Annotated in this window: 18 protein-coding genes; 6 read left to right on the plus strand and 12 right to left on the minus strand. The window is 74.0% G+C overall.

Annotated features, from left to right (window positions below):
- Positions 1–158 precede the first annotated feature (158 nt).
- Positions 159–722 carry a snapalysin family zinc-dependent metalloprotease gene (locus LQ51_RS08920; RefSeq protein ID WP_046564233.1) on the minus strand — a complete coding sequence of 188 codons (564 nt, stop codon included), beginning with the start codon at positions 720–722 and terminating at the stop codon, positions 159–161.
- A gap of 242 nt (positions 723–964) precedes the next feature.
- Here LQ51_RS08920 and LQ51_RS08925 point away from each other — a divergent pair, with 242 nt between their 5' ends.
- Genes LQ51_RS08925 through LQ51_RS08935 form a run of 3 tightly spaced genes read left to right on the plus strand, consistent with a single transcriptional unit; the run spans position 965 to position 2,347 of the window.
- Positions 965–1,672, plus strand: a complete 708-nt coding sequence (locus LQ51_RS08925; RefSeq protein WP_046564234.1) for a hypothetical protein — start codon at positions 965–967, stop codon at positions 1,670–1,672.
- A 13-nt stretch (positions 1,673–1,685) separates the two neighbouring features.
- Entirely contained in the window at positions 1,686–1,946 is a 261-nt protein-coding gene (locus tag LQ51_RS08930) for a hypothetical protein (RefSeq protein ID WP_046564235.1), read from the plus strand.
- Positions 1,943–2,347, plus strand: a complete 405-nt coding sequence (locus LQ51_RS08935) for a hypothetical protein (RefSeq protein WP_046564236.1) — start codon at positions 1,943–1,945, stop codon at positions 2,345–2,347. The genes LQ51_RS08930 and LQ51_RS08935 overlap by 4 nt, the downstream gene beginning before the upstream one ends.
- Before the next feature lie 201 nt (positions 2,348–2,548).
- Here LQ51_RS08935 and LQ51_RS08940 read toward each other — a convergent pair whose 3' ends face one another.
- The 6 genes from LQ51_RS08940 to LQ51_RS08965 all read right to left on the minus strand — a co-directional run bounded on the left by LQ51_RS08940 (position 2,549) and on the right by LQ51_RS08965 (position 7,876).
- Entirely contained in the window at positions 2,549–3,532 is a 984-nt protein-coding gene (locus LQ51_RS08940; protein WP_046564237.1) for an aldo/keto reductase, read from the minus strand.
- A 91-nt stretch (positions 3,533–3,623) separates the two neighbouring features.
- On the minus strand, positions 3,624–4,688 hold the full coding sequence (locus LQ51_RS31125; RefSeq protein ID WP_052744786.1) for a DUF6461 domain-containing protein: 1,065 nt from the start codon (positions 4,686–4,688) through the stop codon (positions 3,624–3,626).
- A 111-nt stretch (positions 4,689–4,799) separates the two neighbouring features.
- Positions 4,800–5,654, minus strand: coding sequence for an aldo/keto reductase (locus LQ51_RS08950; RefSeq protein ID WP_046564238.1), 855 nt, complete (start codon positions 5,652–5,654; stop codon positions 4,800–4,802).
- Between the two features lie 149 nt (positions 5,655–5,803).
- Positions 5,804–6,343, minus strand: coding sequence for a DUF1697 domain-containing protein (locus LQ51_RS08955; RefSeq protein ID WP_046564239.1), 540 nt, complete (start codon positions 6,341–6,343; stop codon positions 5,804–5,806).
- A 100-nt stretch (positions 6,344–6,443) separates the two neighbouring features.
- Complete coding sequence (locus LQ51_RS08960; RefSeq protein ID WP_046564240.1) at positions 6,444–6,884, minus strand: Rho termination factor N-terminal domain-containing protein; 441 nt, start codon at positions 6,882–6,884, stop codon at positions 6,444–6,446.
- A complete protein-coding gene (locus LQ51_RS08965) occupies positions 6,881–7,876 on the minus strand; it encodes a ParA family protein (RefSeq protein ID WP_156313012.1) in 996 nt (331 codons plus the stop codon). The genes LQ51_RS08960 and LQ51_RS08965 overlap by 4 nt, the downstream gene beginning before the upstream one ends.
- Before the next feature lie 287 nt (positions 7,877–8,163).
- Here LQ51_RS08965 and LQ51_RS08970 point away from each other — a divergent pair, with 287 nt between their 5' ends.
- The gene (locus tag LQ51_RS08970) at positions 8,164–10,287 is read left to right on the plus strand and encodes a hypothetical protein (RefSeq protein ID WP_046564241.1); all 2,124 of its coding nucleotides are present in this window, start codon (positions 8,164–8,166) and stop codon (positions 10,285–10,287) included.
- A gap of 90 nt (positions 10,288–10,377) precedes the next feature.
- Here the strand turns inward: LQ51_RS08970 and LQ51_RS08975 are convergent, their stop codons facing one another.
- The 5 genes from LQ51_RS08975 to LQ51_RS08995 form a co-directional block, all read right to left on the minus strand.
- The gene (locus tag LQ51_RS08975; protein ID WP_046564242.1) at positions 10,378–10,878 is read right to left on the minus strand and encodes a hypothetical protein; all 501 of its coding nucleotides are present in this window, start codon (positions 10,876–10,878) and stop codon (positions 10,378–10,380) included.
- A 72-nt stretch (positions 10,879–10,950) separates the two neighbouring features.
- Positions 10,951–11,514 (minus strand): SOUL family heme-binding protein, encoded by a 564-nt coding sequence (locus tag LQ51_RS08980; RefSeq protein WP_046564243.1) that lies wholly within the window; start codon positions 11,512–11,514, stop codon positions 10,951–10,953.
- A 39-nt stretch (positions 11,515–11,553) separates the two neighbouring features.
- Positions 11,554–12,273: a YqeB family protein gene (locus LQ51_RS08985; protein WP_046564244.1), complete on the minus strand. Its 720-nt coding sequence runs from the start codon at positions 12,271–12,273 to the stop codon at positions 11,554–11,556.
- Position 12,274: 1 nt separating this feature from the next.
- A complete protein-coding gene (locus LQ51_RS08990) occupies positions 12,275–13,057 on the minus strand; it encodes a hypothetical protein (RefSeq protein WP_046564245.1) in 783 nt (260 codons plus the stop codon).
- Positions 13,054–13,953, minus strand: coding sequence for an ATP-binding cassette domain-containing protein (locus tag LQ51_RS08995; protein ID WP_046564246.1), 900 nt, complete (start codon positions 13,951–13,953; stop codon positions 13,054–13,056). Before LQ51_RS08995 ends, LQ51_RS08990 begins: the two co-directional genes overlap by 4 nt.
- Positions 13,954–14,084: 131 nt before the next feature.
- Here LQ51_RS08995 and LQ51_RS09000 point away from each other — a divergent pair, with 131 nt between their 5' ends.
- The gene (locus tag LQ51_RS09000; protein WP_046564247.1) at positions 14,085–15,323 is read left to right on the plus strand and encodes a sensor histidine kinase; all 1,239 of its coding nucleotides are present in this window, start codon (positions 14,085–14,087) and stop codon (positions 15,321–15,323) included.
- Positions 15,320–15,778 (plus strand): response regulator (locus LQ51_RS09005; RefSeq protein ID WP_255352223.1); only part of this gene is annotated, 459 nt, incomplete at its 3' end. The genes LQ51_RS09000 and LQ51_RS09005, both read left to right, overlap by 4 nt.

Genomic DNA, 15,778 nt, shown 5'->3' on the forward strand with positions numbered 1-15,778 from the left:
GGGGGTGGGCGGGGCGGCCGGGGCGGCGGGGGCGGCGGGGTGGGGCGGCGCGCCGCACCGAGTGGCGCGAAGTCGAGCGGGCGGACCGGCGCGCGTACCGTCCGGGTGGCGGCGCCGGGCGGCCGGGGCCGGCGGGTCGCCGCCGGCCCCGGCCCGGCTCAGCGCAGGGCGCCGGCCGTCGCGGCCGGCCAGCTGTCGGTGAAGATCTGCGGGGTCGTCGCGCTGCGGGCGGCGAAGCCGAAGAGCGAGTCGACCCGGGCGGCCTCGGTGCTGCTCGGGTACGGGTTGGTGCAGCTGGTGCCGGCGCTGCCGCCGGACATCAGGATGGCGCAGTTGCCGTTGTAGTTGTCGGGCAGGCCGAGGATGTGCCCGATCTCGTGGGTCATGATCCGCAGCGGCGAGTACTGCTGGGCCTGGTTGTAGTCGATGACCACCCGGCCGTTGCCGAGGCTGGTGCGCTGGGCGTACGACCCGCCGCCGTAGGTGTAGTAGATCATCAGGTTCGAGCCGCACTGGGCCATGTTGATGTTGTTGGTGCGGGCGTTCCAGATCGAGGCGGCCTGGTTGGCGTAGCTGGCGAACGGCCCGGCCTGGCTGGTGTTGTAGCAGACGTTGCGGACCGCGGCGGAGGCCGGCGCGGTGTCCACGGCGACGACGCCCAGCGCGGTCAGCGCGGTTGCCGCGAGCGTGGCGAGGACGCGGGACAGCTTGGGTAGGCGCATGGCTCACTCTCCTCGAGAGGCGGGGGTTGGGTGCAGCCAGCCTATTGATTGACATGCATCGATATCAAGAGTGGCGACGAAATGATTGTCATCGATTTATGGGCGTGAATGGGGCACAGGAATGAGGATTCACGCCGCCGGGGATTCCCGCCCTTTCTGTCAGCCTCCCGTCACACAGCGTGTTTATCTGATCAGTTCCGGTCGATAGCGTCGGGGCACTGGCCGTCGACGAAAGGCCGACGATGAACCACAACGGACACCCGTTCTCGCGGCGGCGGCTCCTCGCCGGCGCGGCGGCGGCCTCGGCGGTCACCGTGACCGGCGTGGCCACCGCACCGACCGCCGCCGCGGCACCCACCCACCGCTCCACCACCCCGCTGGTCGCCCGGGACCGGATCGGCTCCGCCGCGCTGCACGCCCCGGACGGCACCGCCAGCCAGGGCCGCTTCCAGCCCGACTTCCACGACCGGCTCGCCGCCTGGCTCGCGTTCTGGTCGGCGAACTCGCCCCGCGCCTGGAGCGCGCCGGTCCAGGTGCTCGGCACGGTCGACGCGGCCGGCGACGCCTTCGTGCTGCACGCCGTCCGCTACCGGCGCGACGACGAACTGCACGACGGCTTCGCCGCCGCCCGGGCCGACGGCACCCGCTGGGCGGCCCTCGCCAGCCTGCACCACCACTTCCCGACCGTCGCCGTGCTGCCCGGCGGGGCCGTCCGGGTCGTCGACGGGCCGGCCGGCTTCACCGGCTCGGCCGCGCAGGTCGACTTCGCGGTCGGCGCCTGCCGCGAGCTGTGGGGCGAGGCCGGCGCCGGCGTCTCCCGCTGGCAGGAGTACGCCGCACGCCCGCTCGCCCGGGCCGGCCAGCGGGGCGACGTCGCCTCCCGCGCCGGCTGGGCGACCTTCACCCGGCTCAGCCTGCGCCGCGGGCTGGGCACCGAATCGTACGCATGACCGGAGGTAACACATGGCCCGCAACGAGTTCCGGTTCGTGGTCGACGGCGTCGACCTGACCGCCGAGCAGCAGTCCCTCATCGCCAAGGAGATCCAGCAGGCCGGCCTGGCCGCCCTCGGCACCGCCAACGCCAAGCTGAGCAACCCGCTCACCCTCGGCCACGGCAACCTCAAGCTGCGCCCCGAGTGGTACGGCCTCTGGGTGCTCGACGGCCAGTTCGCCCAGGAGCTCGGCCAGAAGATCAACGACATCGGCTTCTGGATGCAGCGGTGACCGACGCCGCCCGAGCGGCCGACCCGCCGGAGCGGATGTGCCCGAGTACGCCCGCGGCCAACGCCACGGTCTTCCTCGGCATGATCACTCCGGCGGGCCGGGTCGCCTACGTCACGCCGGCGATGCCGGCCGAGGTCGCCCTGGCCGCGGCCGGGAACTCCGGCACCCCGGTCGAGTCCCGCTTCCGCCTGGCCGGCCCCTGCGTCACCACGTCCTGCGGGTTCTGGACCGGCGAGCACTGTGGCCTCGGTGCCCGGATGGCCGCGTCGTACGCCGAGACGGCCGGACCGGCCGAGCCGGAACTGCCCAAGTGCGCCATCCGGCGTACCTGCCGGTGGTTCGCCGAGCAGGGCCCGGCGGCCTGCCCGGCCTGCTCGCACGTGGTCACCGACGCCCGCTGACCGGGAGCCGCGCCGCGGCCACCGGCGAGCTGCCCCGGCCGGTCGGGCCGCCGTCGCGACCGAGCTGAGCCGCCGCCGACGGAGCCGAGGCCGGCCATCGCGACCGAGCTGAGCCGCGGCCGACGGAGCCGGGCCGCCGTCGCGACCGAGCTGAGCCGCCGCCGACGGAGCCGAGGCCGGCCGGCCGGGACCCGGCCGGGATCAGTGGGCCGCGTCCAGCCGGGCCCGCTGCTCCCCGGTCAGCTCCAGCTCCACCGCCGCCAGGCTCTCCTCGAGCTGGGCCACCGAGGAGAAGCCCACCAGCGGGATCGCCGGCACCTCACCGCCCAGCAGCCAGGCGAGCACCACCTGGTTGGGCGTGGCGCCGGTCTCGGCCGCCACCGCGCGCAACGCGGCCAGCCGGGCCGGCGTGCCCGGTCCGTCGTAGCCGGCGCCCAGCCGCTCCGGCTTCGCGTACGCCCCCTTCAACAGCGGCGAGTAGGCGACCAGGGTGAGCTGCGGTTCGGCCCGCAGGTAGCTGGCCAGGTCCGGGCCGACGAAACCTACGTCGCCGTCCGGGTCCAGCTCGCTGGGCAGGTCCAGCCGGGGCGGCAGGTAGCTGCGGTGATACTGGAGCACCTCGTACCCGGGCCGGCCGGCCGCCGCCGCGATCGCCCGCGCCCGCTCCACCCGCCAGGCCCGGTGGTTGCTCGCGCCGAGCAGCCCGACGGTGCCCTCGGCGACCAGCTCGGCGAAGCCCGCGACGGTCTCCTCCAGCGGCACCGTCCGGTCCTCGATGTGCGCGTAGAGCAGGTCGATCCGCTCCACGCCGAGCCGTTCCCGGCTGCGCTCGGCCGCCTCGCGGATCGTCTTCGCCGACAGGCCCTCCGGGTTGTCCAGGTAGCTGGTGCCCGGGGCGAGCGGACGGGCCCCGAGCTTGGTGGCGATCACCACCTCGGGGCCGACGCCCCGGCTGCGCCGCCACCGGCCGAGCAGCTCCTCGCTCTCGCCACCCTGGCCCCCGTTCTGCCAGAAGGCGTAGTTGTCCGAGGTGTCGATGAAGGTGCCGCCGGCCTCGACGTAACGGTCCAGGATGGCGTACGAGGTGGCCTCGTCGGTGGCGGTGCCGAACAGCATCGCGCCGAGACTGAGCACGCTGACCTCGCGCCGGGTGGCCGGATCGGTGCCGATGGTGCGGTAACGCATGGAGTTCCTCCCCGTCGAGACGACGCCACCACCCTCCACCTTCGAGCGCACGCGAAGTCAAACCCTCACCAGGGTGGCCTGCCGTACCGGCTCACCGACCCGCGCCGCGTTTCGCCGCGTCGCGGACGGCGCGGTCGCGGCAGCGCCCGAGCACGCTGTTGACCAGTGCCGCGTCGGCGTCGCCCAGCGCGTACCCGCCCGACCAGTAGATCCGGAACGCCGCCTCCGCCGGGTCGTCGTGCAGCGCGTCCCGCAGCCCGAGCATCGCGTGCATCCGGCGGAACGCGTCCCGGTCCCGCTCGCGTCGGGACTCCGCGAGCAGCTCGTCGGCGCGTGTCGTGAGCCGCTGGGGCAGCAGCCCGTCCACCGCCACCGCCCGGCCGGCCGCCCGCGCGTCGAGCACCGCCAGCGCCTCCCGAGCCAGCGGGTCCTCGTGGACGCCGGTGTCCCGGGCCACGAGGTGGGCCACGAAACGGGTGATCTCCGGCAGGCGTTCGACGGTCGGCTCGGCGAGCACCGACCGGACGAACGGGTCGGCCAGCGCCGCGCGGTCCTCGGCCCCCTCCGGGACCAGGTCCTCCTTGACCGGGGTGAGGAACGCCCGGCGGAACGTGCCGGCCAGCAGCTCGTCGTCCAGCCGTACGCCGCTGACCCGCTCGGCGAGCACCAGACCGCTCGCCCACCGGGCGTCGAACGTCAGGTCCGCCATGTCGTCGAGCAGCGCGTCCGGGTCGCTGCCCCAGCGCTCCTCCGGGTGGTACATGTCGAAGCCGACCACCCGGCGTCCCGCCACGTGGTACCCGAACCGGTTGGTGCCGTTGACGTTCCAGTAGACGCTGACCGCGGTACCGCCGGCCGACGCGCCCCGCAGCACCTCGGTCCGGGAGCCCTGGAAGCCGTTCTCCTCGATGCCGACCAGCCAGTCGCCGACCCTGGTCACCAGCAGCGCGTACGGGATCTCGTTGTAGTGGTAGGGCGACAGTTCCGCGTCGAGCTCCCGGAGGCTGCGGTTCGCCGTCTCGGCCGGATCACCACCGAACGCCCGGATGAACGCGTCCTCGTCCAGGCCCGTCGCGTAGGTGACGCACGCCGCCTGGGCGAAACCCTGGTGACGGTCGAGGAACTGTCCGTAGTGGGCGAGGGCGTCGTCGGTCATCCGACGAGTGTGCCGTGCCCGCCCTGGTCGCGTGGTCCCGCCCGGCAGCCGGTACGCGAGCGGGGGCCCCGTGCCCCCGCTCGTCCGCGTCACCGCCGTGACGGCGTCAGCTCACTCCGGCACGTAGTCGAAGGTGTCCGGGTTCGGGCCGTTCCGGCCGGCCTCGCCCTTGTTCAGGCTGTCGATTCGCTCCATCGCGGCGTCGTCCAGCGAGAAGTCGAAGATCTGGAAGTTCTCCTGGATCCGCGCCGGGGTGGTCGACTTCGGGAAGACGATGTCGCCGCGCTGCACGTGCCACCGCAGCACCACCTGCGCCACCGTGCGGCCCAGCTCCTCGGCGAGGTCCACCAGGGTCGGGTCGTCCAGCACCTTGCCCTGGGCGATCGGCGCCCACGCCTCGGTGAGGATGTTGTGCGCCCGGCCGTACGCGCGCACCTCCTCGTTGCCGAAGTAGGGGTGCGCCTCGACCTGGTTCACCGCCGGGGTCACCTCCGTCTCGGCGGCCAGCCGCTCAAGGTGCGCCACCTGGAAGTTCGACACCCCGATGGACTTCGCCCGCCCGTCGCGCTGGAACTCCTCCAGCGTCCGCCAGGTCGAGACGAAGTCACCGTCGTAGCGGGTCGGCAGCGGCCAGTGGATCAGGAACAGGTCGATGTAGTCGAAGCGCAGCTCCCGCAGCGTCTGCTCGAACGCCTTGCGGGCGTCCTCGGGGCGGTGGAAGCCGTTGTTGAGCTTGCTGGTGACGAAGACGTCCCGCCGGTCCAGCCCGGCGGCCCGGATCGCCTGGCCGACCTCGGCCTCGTTGCCGTACATCTGGGCGGTGTCGATGTGCCGGTAGCCGACCTCCAGCGCCGTGCCGACGGCCCGTGCGGTGTCCTTCGGGTCGATCTGGAAGACGCCGAAGCCGAGTTGCGGGATGGTGTTGCCGTCGTTGAGCGAGATGTCCGGAACGTTGTGCTGGGCCATGAAAGCCTCATCTCCCATCGTCGGGGGTCGCCCGGGAGCGCTACCACGCGCGCCGTCCGGGCCGTGCCATCAGCCTGTCCTACCCGCTCGACCCGCGTCCTCACGACGCTCGGCGCCGTGATCTGGGCGACCTCCCCCCGCCCGCCGGCTCAGCTCGCGGTCAGGTCGCGCAGGGCCAGCACCGACTTCCAGTTCCGGGTGGTCGCCACCACACCCAGCTTCTTCTCCAGGTGGGCGTTGGTGAATTTCGTCCGCCCGTAGCCGCCGTCCGGGAAGTGCAGGTGGATCTCCCGGCCGAGCACCTCGTACTCGATGTTCTCCCCGGCCGGCACGGTCAGCTCCCTGCGCCGGGTGGCGGTGGGCGCCGCCGACAGGAAGGCCACCAGCACCCGGGTCGGATCGTCCTGCTCAGCCGCGTACGGGCTGGTGTCGACGATCGCGGCCAGCTCGGCACCGTCGCGGACCAGCACCGGCACCCGCAGGCCCAACTCGTCGGCGAGCCGCCGCTCGATGCCCTCGGCGAGGGTCGCGGCCTTCGCCGGTGGGCTGGTGAACACCACGTTGCCGCTCTGCAGGTAGGTCTTGACGTCGGAGTGCCCGAGGTCGGTGACGATGCGCCGCAGGTCGGCCATGGCGAGCCGGGCGCTGCCGACGTTGACCCCGCGCAACAGGGCGGCGTAGCGCGCCATCGGCGTCCTCCTCGACTCCGCGTCCTCGGCCATCCAGCCTACGGCGCGCGGCGGTGCTCGGCTGGCCGCGCCCGTGGGTGGGAACGCCGGCGTGGCGGGTTCAACGCCGGCGGATGGCGGAGGAGTCGAGCCGGAAGCCGATGGTGCGGTCCACGATCCGCTCGACCAGGTCCGTCTTGCGCAGCCCGGACACGCCGCGCAGCCCCGCCCGGGCGGCCAGGGCCCGCAACTCCCGGGTCGTCCACGACGACAGGTACGCCGTGCCGTCGTCGCGCCGGGACATGGCGGCCAGCGCCGCGTGCGCCCGCTCGGTGTCCGGCCCGGACGGTGCCGGCCGGGCGGCCGGGCGCCGGGCCGGGGCGGCGCCGGGCGAGGTGCCGGGCCGGTCGGTGGCCGCGGCGCGGGCGGGTGGTGGGGCGTCCGCGACGGGGACGACGGCCAGCCGGGCCCGCCCGTCGGCCAGGGCGGCCAGGTCGGCGGGGGAGAGACCGGCCAGGAACTCGGCCACCCGGGCCCGCACCGCCCGCGTCGGGCCGGTCACGCCGGCGCCTCCTCGGCCGTCGCGGCGGCGGCGACCGGTGCGGGTGAGGCCGGCGCGGGTGAGGCCGGCGCGGGGTCCGGCTGGAGCGCGGCGAGGAACTCGGTGGTGATCTGGCGCAGCTCCTCGCGGACCGGTGGGGCGGTGACCCGGTCCCGCAGCACCACCGGCACCCCGCGAGGCGTGTTGGTGGCGAAGAGCGTCACGTTCTCCCGCAGCGCGGTCGGCAGGACCGGCAGGCCCAGTGCCCGTACCTGGTCCATGTAGCCCTGGTGCGCGGCGACCGGTCGCTGCGCCATCAGCTGGACCATGGTGAACACCACGCCGGCGATGCCCGGCGCCACCTTGTGGTGCCGGCGGATGGTGGCGAACCGGCGGGAGTCCGCGTTGTACCGGTCGACCAGCTCCCGCACGTTGGCGTGCAGGTAGTCGATGCCGAGGGTGGAGAGGTAGTCGGCCCGGGCCGGGATGAGTAGGTGGTCGCTCGCGATGATCGCCGACTGGGTGACCACGTTGAAGTTCGGCGGGCAGTCGATGAGCACCAGGTCGTACGGGTCCAGAGTCGGGTCGTGCAGCCCTTCGTCGAGGGAGCCGCGCACCCGGTACAGCTCGGCGTCGTACTCCTCGCCGTCGGCCACGCCCCGGGCCAGGGTCAGGTCGATGTCGACGAGCTGGAGGTGGGACGCGATCAGGTCGAGCCGCCCCGCCCCTTTGAGCTGGGCGTTCGCCGGGCCGGGGGAGAGCACCAGCTCGCCCAGGGCGACCGCCGTGCCCTCCCCGCGCCGCCCGTCGTACCAGCGCTTGACGGTCCGGGTATCGCGCAGCCGGTCCCGCCAGTCGTCCGGCTCGTAGAAGCTGAACGTGAGGCTGGCCTGCGGATCGAGGTCGATCAGCAGCACCTTCATGCCCCGGTTGGCCAGCTCGGCCCCGAGGTTGGCGGTCATGGTGGTCTTGCCGACCCCGCCCTTGTAGTTGATTACCGATACGACGTACACCGGCACCTCCCCGACCGGGAACGGTAGCGGTAACCCGGACGGGTGGCCGGCCCGGGACCGCCCGGACGCTGCGCGGCATCAGCCGTACGGCGGCAGGGGCGGCCCGATCGTGCCGTAGTTGTGACCTGCCGCCACTTCGCAACGTACCGCCCCAAGTGGTTGCCTGGGGTCAACAATCCCCTGGTCAGATGCTGCTCCGGCAGTGTCCAGCGGGGACGGACGGTTAACCCGACGGCGGTGGCCGGAGCTGATCACCGCCTCATCGGCAGGAGGCATTCCGCGTGCGAATGAGACGACCGAGCCGGATCGCGGCCGCGGCGGCGGGCGTGACGGCGCTCGCCTTCACGGTCTCGGCCCCGGCCCAGGCCAACGATCACGAGAACATTCCCGGTGAGCCGACCATCACGGTGCCGATCAACGACAGTGCGGCGGGCGGCACCTACAACCAGGACTTCACCCGGGTGTACGCCAACACCACGCCGGACGGCACGCCGGTCTACATCTACGTACCGAAGGGGACCCCGCTCGACGGCACCGCCCCGACCGGCGTGGCGAGCCTGGACCCGCAGTTCGACCACAACCCGGGTGACGAGTTCGTGCCCTGCGCCACCGCAACGGCGGCACAGTTCACCCTCACCCAGGCGCAGATCACGTACGTCGGCGACAAGCTCGCCAACCAGATCGTGGCGGTCGACGAGGAGCACTTCGGCCCGATGGACGCGGCCGACCCGGCCGACCCGGCCAGCGACTCGCTGGTCATGCTGGTCTACAACATCCAGGACGACGCCTACTACGACTGCGCGGTCACCTCGTACACCGCCGGCTACTTCGCGCCGGACTTCATCGACAGCATCGGGATGAACGTCATCTCGGTCGACGGTCTCGACTGGGCCAACCGGGTCGGCCCGAACGACTCGCCGTGGCGCGACGCCGACCCGGCCAACGACCGCCCGGAGCTGTACGAGGGCACGGTCGCCCACGAGCTGGAGCACCTGCTGCACAACTACAGCGACCCGGGCGAGCTGTCCTGGGTCGACGAGGGCCTGGCGGACTTCGCCATCTTCCTCAACGGCCTGGACGCCGGCGGCTCGCACCTGACCAACCACCAGGTGCTCTACGAGGAGACGTCGCTGACCCGGTGGGGCGGCAGCCTGGCCAACTACGGCGCGGCGTTCACCTACTTCCAGTACCTGTGGGAGCAGGCGGGCGGCAACGGCGACGGCACCTGGACCCCGGACAAGCAGTACGACGGCAAGGCCGGTGACCTGCTCATCAAGACGATCTTCGAGGAGCAGGCGGACGGCATGACCGGCGTGCAGAACGCCATCGACGACTTCAACGCGGCGACCGGCGCCAACCTGCGCAGCGCGGCCGACCTGTTCCGCGACTGGTCGGTGGCGGTCTACCTGGACGACGAGGACTCGCCGATCTACGACATCAAGGCGTTCAACTTCGGCGACCCGGCCGACACCTCGTGGACCATGGACATCGCCGACGACGTCTACTGGGGCGGCCGGGGCAAGTACCACGGCGCCACCCCCGAGGCCAAGTGGGCGCGGCTGAAGAACCGCCCGGACACCACCGCCGTGCCGTTCGGCATGTCGGTCGAGCGGTTCCGCAACCCCGGCCCGACCGTGTCGGTGGCCTTCGACGGTGACGACGAGACGGTGGTCCCGCCGCACACCGGCGCCACCCACTGGTACGGCGGCTACGAGAGCCAGGACGACAACATCCTCGACGTCACCACCTCCGGCGCGGTCACCTCGCTGGACTTCTGGAGCTGGTACTTCATCGAGGAGGGCTGGGACTTCGGCTTCGTCGAGGCCCTGGTCGGCGGCAACTGGGTCACGGTGCCGCTGCGTACCGACGACGGCCAGGTGGTCACCACCAACGACGACCCGCACGGCAACAACACCGAGGGCAACGGCCTGACCGGCACCTCCGGCGGCGAGTACTTCGTCGACGACCCGGTCTACCAGCACCTCACCGCCGACCTGCCGGCCGGCACCACGGACGTGCGCTTCCGGTACTCCACCGACGCCGCGTACATGGACACCGGCTGGTTCGTGGACGACGTGCGGGTCAACGGCGCCGACGCCCAGCTCAGCTCGGCGGAGGGCAACTGGTTCGCCACCGACGGCGCGCAGGACAACAACTGGACCGTCCAGGTGGTCAGCCACTGCGACCTCACGCCGGGCGTCACCTCGCCCGGCGAGACCACCGACGGCGCGGGCAACTGGGTCTACCGGTCCACCGGTGACCAGTTCACCATGAGCGGCCTGCGGACCAAGTGTGCCAACGGCAACCAGGACGACTTCGCCGTCATCATCAACAACCTGCCGACCGGCGACCTCACCTACCTGGACGCGGACTACACGTTCCGGGTGAAGAACACCGGCAACGCCAAGTAACCGGCACCCGTTCGGGCCCGCGCCGCAGATCGGCGCGGGCCCGTCGCGTGCCGCCGCCGGGCGGGGGCGACGGCCGGCCGGGCGCGCCGGTCAGGAGTCCCGGTAGACCGCCAGGCCGAGGGTGGTGCGGACCCGGTTGCCCTGGGTGCCGCCGTCGTGCGCGGCGGCGGCCCGGATTTCTCGCATCAGCGCGGTGGCGCTGGTCGCCGCCGCGGCGAGCCGCCAGTGCCGCAGCGCCACATCGTTCTCCTTGAGCAGCGCGGCGATCGGCGTCCGGACCGGCTCCGGCCAGAGCGTGGTGCGCAGCTGCTCGGCGTGCGCGGCGTTGGTGTCGGCGACCGTACCGGCCAGGCCGCGGACCGTCCGCCACGGGCGGCGGGCCTTCAGCGCCGCCTCCAGCTCGTCCAGCGCGGTGTTGTAGGGCGCCACGATCGACAGGTAGCGGCCCTTCGCCTCCTTCACCGTCAGCGTGGCGGGAGCGGTCGGCGAGGGGGTCTGCCAGGTCGCCGGGAACCGGGTGGGCTCGGCGCCCCCGCAGCCGGCGAGCAGCAGGACCAGGGCCAGGGCGGCGGCGGGGGTGCGGCGGCGCACGGGACGTCCCTCCGGTCGGGGGCGGGTCACCGGGCAGTGTAGGGGCGACCCCGGCGACCGTGCGGCCGCCGACTAATCGGCGACCGGCAGCACGACCTCGTTACGGCGCAGGAACCAGGGCGTCCACGGCGGGTCGAAGCGGGCGTACCGGACCGCGCCGGTGGGGCGCAGGCCGGCCGCGATGACCGCCCGGCCCAGCGCGGTCGCCCGCCGGGCGAACGTCCGGTCGGTCCACCGGCCGGAGAACCGCATCGCCGCCGCCAGTTCCTCGGGGAGCTCCCGGATGGTGATCCGCGGGTCCACCGGCTCGGGCAGCGTCGCCGGGGTGGAACCGGCCGGCAGCACGAACCGCACCAGCCAGCAGTCGGGCCGGTCCCCCTCCTCCTGCACCACCGGCGCGGTCATCGCGATCCGTTCCGACCCGGCCGGCGCCGGCCCGCCCGGCGCGGTCACCGACAGCTCCCCCCGGGACCGGTTGGCGCCGCCGAGATAGCGGGCCAGTGGCCGGAACGCCGCGTTGCCGGCGGCCGTGAAGGAGCCGTCGACGCGGACCTCGGCGACCAGATGGGCGGGGTAGCGGCGCAGCTCGAAACCCGGATGGCGAGCCAGCATCCGGTACGGCTGCCGCTCGGTCATCCGCCGCCCCCAAGCCCTCCGGTGCTCCCACCGGGAACGCTACCGTCCGGGGCCGTCCCGGTCCGCCGGACCGGGGACCAGCCGCCAGTACTGGCGTTTTCCCTCGTCCCGCACCACCACACCGAGCCGGGCCAGCTCCGTACGCAGCTCCCGGACCTCGCCGCCACGGTCGGCGTCCAGGGCCCGCTGCCGGGCCGACAGCAGCGCGTCCGCCCCGGGAGGCAGGCCCGGCAGCCCGGCCACCCAGCGCCGGTACGCGTCCCGGTGCGGGTCCCCGGCGAGCCACGGCCAGCCCTGCCCGGTGAACGCGGCACGCAGCCGCGCATCGCTCAGGTCCGCCGGCTCGCGGGCCAGCTCGCGGCCCGCGTCGTCGAGCAGCACCAGCGCCGTCCCGTCGAGGAAGACGCCCGCCACCGCGGCCCGGGAGACGTCCCGGCCGTGGCCGTCGCGGTGCAGCCGTACGCCGGCCCGACCCACTGTCACGGTCAACCGCTCCCGGCTGCCCACGAACGCCACCACCAGGCCGGCCAGCGCCGCCACCCCCGCCCCGACCGGGTACGACCGGTCCCCGGGCAGCCGGGCCAGCAGCGCGAACCAGCCCTGGAACGGGAACCAGGGCAGGTCGGCCACCCAGCCCGAGCCGGCGGTGAGCGCCGCGCCGAGGCCGGCGCCGAGCAGCGGGAACCCGACCCACATCAGCACCAGCTCGCCGGCCCCGCCGCCGACCACGGTGGTCTCGCCGGCCGCCGGCCCGGCCACCTCAGGACACCTCCCGGCGTACCGTCCGGACCAGCCCGGCGGCCAGCGGCAGCACCAGCCAGACCAGCAGCGACACCGCGAGCCGGGCCCACTGGCCGGCGGTGACCTGCGGGCCGAGCAGCGGCTCCATGGTCACCGAGGTGTCCAGCCACTGCGCGGGGCGCTGCAACGCCCGGATCATCGCGGCGAGCACGCTCCACACGGTGGGCAGCAGCAGGTAGGTCACGATCGCCAGCGGGGTGTTCAGCAGCAGCAGGCCGAACCCCGCGCCCATCAGCACGTTCAGCACCTGGAACACGGCCGCGTACGGCAGCAGGCGCCAGTCGAAGACCCAGCTGCCCGCGCCGCCGGTGGCTCGGGCGGCGAGCGTGCCGGTGGCCGCGACGGCGAGGCTGACCAGCACCGCGGCCAGCGCCGCCAGCACCACCGCGGCCAGCTTCGCGGTGATCACCCGCTGCCGGCGGGGCACCAGGGCGAAGGTGCTCAGCGCGGTGCGCTGCGACCACTCCCCGGTGATCGAGAGGATGCCGAGCACCGGCAGCAGCAGCCCGGTGGGGAAGAGCGACGGCGTGAAGAAGGCGGTGAAGGTCTGCTCGGCGTCGTCGAGCACGAACAGCTGCACCGTGACGATGATCGCGGCGACCAGCCCGATGGTGATCAGCAGCCAGCGCCCGGCCCGGGTGTCGACGAGCTTGCGCAGCTCCACGCCGGTGAGTCGGGCCAGCGAGGGGGTGGCCAGGGCCGCCTGGCGCGGCGGTGCGACCGGTGGGGTGAGCGTGGTCATCGGACGGCCTCCCTGGTCGACGCGCCGGCGGTGAGGGTGAGGAAGAGCTGTTCGAGGCCGCCGGCCCCGGCCGGGCGCAGCTCGGTGAGGACCAGGCCGGCGTCGGCGGCGGCCTGGCCGACCGTCTCCGGCTCGGCCCGGACGACGAAGCCGCCGTCGGTGCCGTTCGTCGCGGGCAGCCCGGCACGCTCCAGGCCGAGCCGCAGGGCGCGCTCGTCGCGGGCCCGGACCAGGGTGCCCGCACCGGCCAGCAGTTCGTCCTTGCCGCCCTGGGCGACCACCCGGCCAGCGCCGATCACCACGAGCCGGTCGGCCACCGCCTCGACCTCGCGCAGCAGGTGGGAGGAGAGCAGCACGGTGCCGCCCCGGTCGGCGAAGTCGCGCAGCAGCCCGCGCATCCAGAAGATGCCCTCCGGGTCCAGGCCGTTGGCCGGCTCGTCGAGGATGAGCACCCGGGGGTCGCCCAGCAGCGCCAGCGCCAGGCCGAGCCGCTGCCGCATCCCGAGGGAGTACGCGCCGACCCGGCGCCGCGCCGCCGTCGCGTTCAGCCCGACCAGGTCGAGCTTCGCGTCGATGCCCGCCCGGTCCACGCCCATGGTCGCGGCGGCCAGGGCCAGCGCCTCCCGGCCGGTCCGCCCGCTGTGCTGCGCGGACGCGTCGAGCAGCACGCCGATCTCCCGCCCCGGGTTCGGCAGCTCGCGGTACGCCCGCCCGGCGGCCGTGGCGCGCCCGGCGGTGGGCGGGGTCAGCCCGCAGATCATCCGCAGGGTGGTGGACTTGCCGGCCCCGTTCGGCCCGAGGAAGCCGGTGACCGTGCCCGGTTCGCACCGGAAGCTGACCTCCTCGACGGCGGCGTGCGGGCCGTACCGCTTGGTGAGGTGTTCGACTGTGATCATGGCGTCAGCCTGCCGGCGCCACCCGGTGGCGCGCTGCCGGCGATGGTCGGCGACCGGCCCGACCTCGGACCAGTTCAGGTACCGACTTTGGTAGCTGGTGACCCGCCGTGGCGCGTTCCTAGCATGGACGGATGAGCAGCGCCGCCGTACCCGAGCATCCCTGGCTGCTGCCGGGCGCCCTGGTCCCCACCGCCCGGACGGTCCGCCGGACGCCCCGGGACTGGGTCGTCGACGGGCTGGCCGTCCTGAGCTCGGTGGCCTGGGTGCTGGTGGCCCACGAGGACGCGATGAGCGCGCGGCCGGAGTTCGCGGCGAACGTCGGGCCGTCCTGGCTCCCCGAGGTCGACTTCTTCCTCGGGCTGCTGGTCAGCGTCGCCCTCCTGCTGCGCCGCCGTTGGCCGGTCGGGCTGGCGGTGGCCACCGCGCCGCTGGCCCTCTGCTCGGTCACCTCGGGGGTCGCCCTGCTGATCATCCTGTTCACGCTCGTCGTGCACCGGCGGTTGACGGTGGCCCTGGTGGCGGTCGGCTGGAACGTGGTGACCCTGCCCGTCTTCCTCGCGCTCCGGCCCGATCCGGTGCTGCCGTTCTGGGCCACCATGGCCTGGAGCCTGCTCTTCATCGGCGGGACGGTGGCGTGGGCGCTGTTCGTCCGGGCCCGGCGCCAACTGGTGCTGTCGCTGCGCGATCGCGCCGAGCGGGCCGAGGCCGAGCAGCAGCTCCGGGTGGGTCAGGCGCGGCAGCTCGAACGGACCCGGATCGCCCGGGAGATGCACGACGTGCTCGCGCACCGGATCTCCCTGCTCAGCCTGCACGCCGGCGCCCTGGAGTTCCGCCCGGACGCCCCGCCCGAGGAGGTGGCCCGGGCCGCCGGGGTGATCCGGGCCAGCGCCCACGCGGCGCTGCAGGACCTGCGGGAGGTGATCGGGGTGCTCCGCGCCGAGCCGGGCGGCGTGGGGACGCCGGAGCCGCCGCAACCCACCCTGGCCGACGTGCCCGTGCTGGTCGCCGAGTCCCGGGCCGCCGGCGCGCGGGTCAGCGTGGTCGACGAGGTGGCCGATCCGGCGGCCGTGCCGGCCGCGGTCGGGCGCAGCGCGTACCGGATCGTGCAGGAAGGGCTCACCAACGCCCGCAAGCACGCGCCGGGCGCCGTGGTGGTGGTCCGGCTGGCCGGCGGGCCGGGCGACGGCCTCGCAGTGGAGATCCGTAACCCGTGGCCGGTCGGGGCGCCGGCCAGCGCGATCCCGGGCACCGGGACCGGGCTGGTGGGCGTCGCCGAGCGGGTCAGCCTGGCCGGTGGCCGGCTGACCCACGGGCGCGACCCGGAGGGCGACTTCCGGCTGGCCGCCTGGCTGCCCTGGCCGGCGTCGTGAGCGGCGCGGAGCGGCCACCGGTCGGGGTGCTGATCGTCGACGACGACGCGCTGGTGCGGGCCGCGCTGTCGATGATCCTCGGCGGGGCGCCCGACATCCGGGTGGTGGGCGAGGCCACCGACGGGGCCGAGGTGCCGGCGGCGGTCGCCGCGTACGCGCCGGACGTGGTGCTGATGGACATCCGGATGCCCCGGGTCGACGGGCTGACCGCCACCGAGGCGCTGCGGTCCGGGCCGGAGCCGCCCGAGGTGCTGGTGCTCACCACCTTCGACGCCGACGAGCAGGTGCTGCGGGCGCTGCGCGCCGGGGCCGGCGGGTTCCTGCTCAAGGACACCCCGCCGGCCGAGATCGTGGCGGCGGTACGCCGGGTGGCGGCGGGCGAGGCGACGCTCAGCCCGGCGGTGACCCGCAAGCTGATCACGCACGTGACCGCGCCGGCCGCCGGCCCGGACCCC

The sequence above is a fragment of the Micromonospora sp. HK10 genome, assembly GCF_000982955.1.
Lineage (GTDB): Bacteria > Actinomycetota > Actinomycetes > Mycobacteriales > Micromonosporaceae > Micromonospora.

What these genes read in the sequence shown, in the direction of transcription:
- LQ51_RS08920 (WP_046564233.1), bottom strand. Translation starts at nt 722, where the DNA reads ATGCGCCTACCCAAGCTGTCCCGCGTCCTCGCCACGCTCGCGGCAACC.
- LQ51_RS08950 (WP_046564238.1), bottom strand. Translation starts at nt 5,654, where the DNA reads ATGGCCCAGCACAACGTTCCGGACATCTCGCTCAACGACGGCAACACC.
- LQ51_RS08970 (WP_046564241.1), top strand. Translation starts at nt 8,164, where the DNA reads ATGAGACGACCGAGCCGGATCGCGGCCGCGGCGGCGGGCGTGACGGCG.
- LQ51_RS08995 (WP_046564246.1), bottom strand. Translation starts at nt 13,953, where the DNA reads ATGATCACAGTCGAACACCTCACCAAGCGGTACGGCCCGCACGCCGCC.
- LQ51_RS08980 (WP_046564243.1), bottom strand. Translation starts at nt 11,514, where the DNA reads ATGACCGAGCGGCAGCCGTACCGGATGCTGGCTCGCCATCCGGGTTTC.
- LQ51_RS08990 (WP_046564245.1), bottom strand. Translation starts at nt 13,057, where the DNA reads ATGACCACGCTCACCCCACCGGTCGCACCGCCGCGCCAGGCGGCCCTG.
- LQ51_RS08925 (WP_046564234.1), top strand. Translation starts at nt 965, where the DNA reads ATGAACCACAACGGACACCCGTTCTCGCGGCGGCGGCTCCTCGCCGGC.
- LQ51_RS08930 (WP_046564235.1), top strand. Translation starts at nt 1,686, where the DNA reads ATGGCCCGCAACGAGTTCCGGTTCGTGGTCGACGGCGTCGACCTGACC.
- LQ51_RS08940 (WP_046564237.1), bottom strand. Translation starts at nt 3,532, where the DNA reads ATGCGTTACCGCACCATCGGCACCGATCCGGCCACCCGGCGCGAGGTC.
- LQ51_RS09000 (WP_046564247.1), top strand. Translation starts at nt 14,085, where the DNA reads ATGAGCAGCGCCGCCGTACCCGAGCATCCCTGGCTGCTGCCGGGCGCC.
- LQ51_RS31125 (WP_052744786.1), bottom strand. Translation starts at nt 4,688, where the DNA reads ATGACCGACGACGCCCTCGCCCACTACGGACAGTTCCTCGACCGTCAC.
- LQ51_RS08955 (WP_046564239.1), bottom strand. Translation starts at nt 6,343, where the DNA reads ATGGCGCGCTACGCCGCCCTGTTGCGCGGGGTCAACGTCGGCAGCGCC.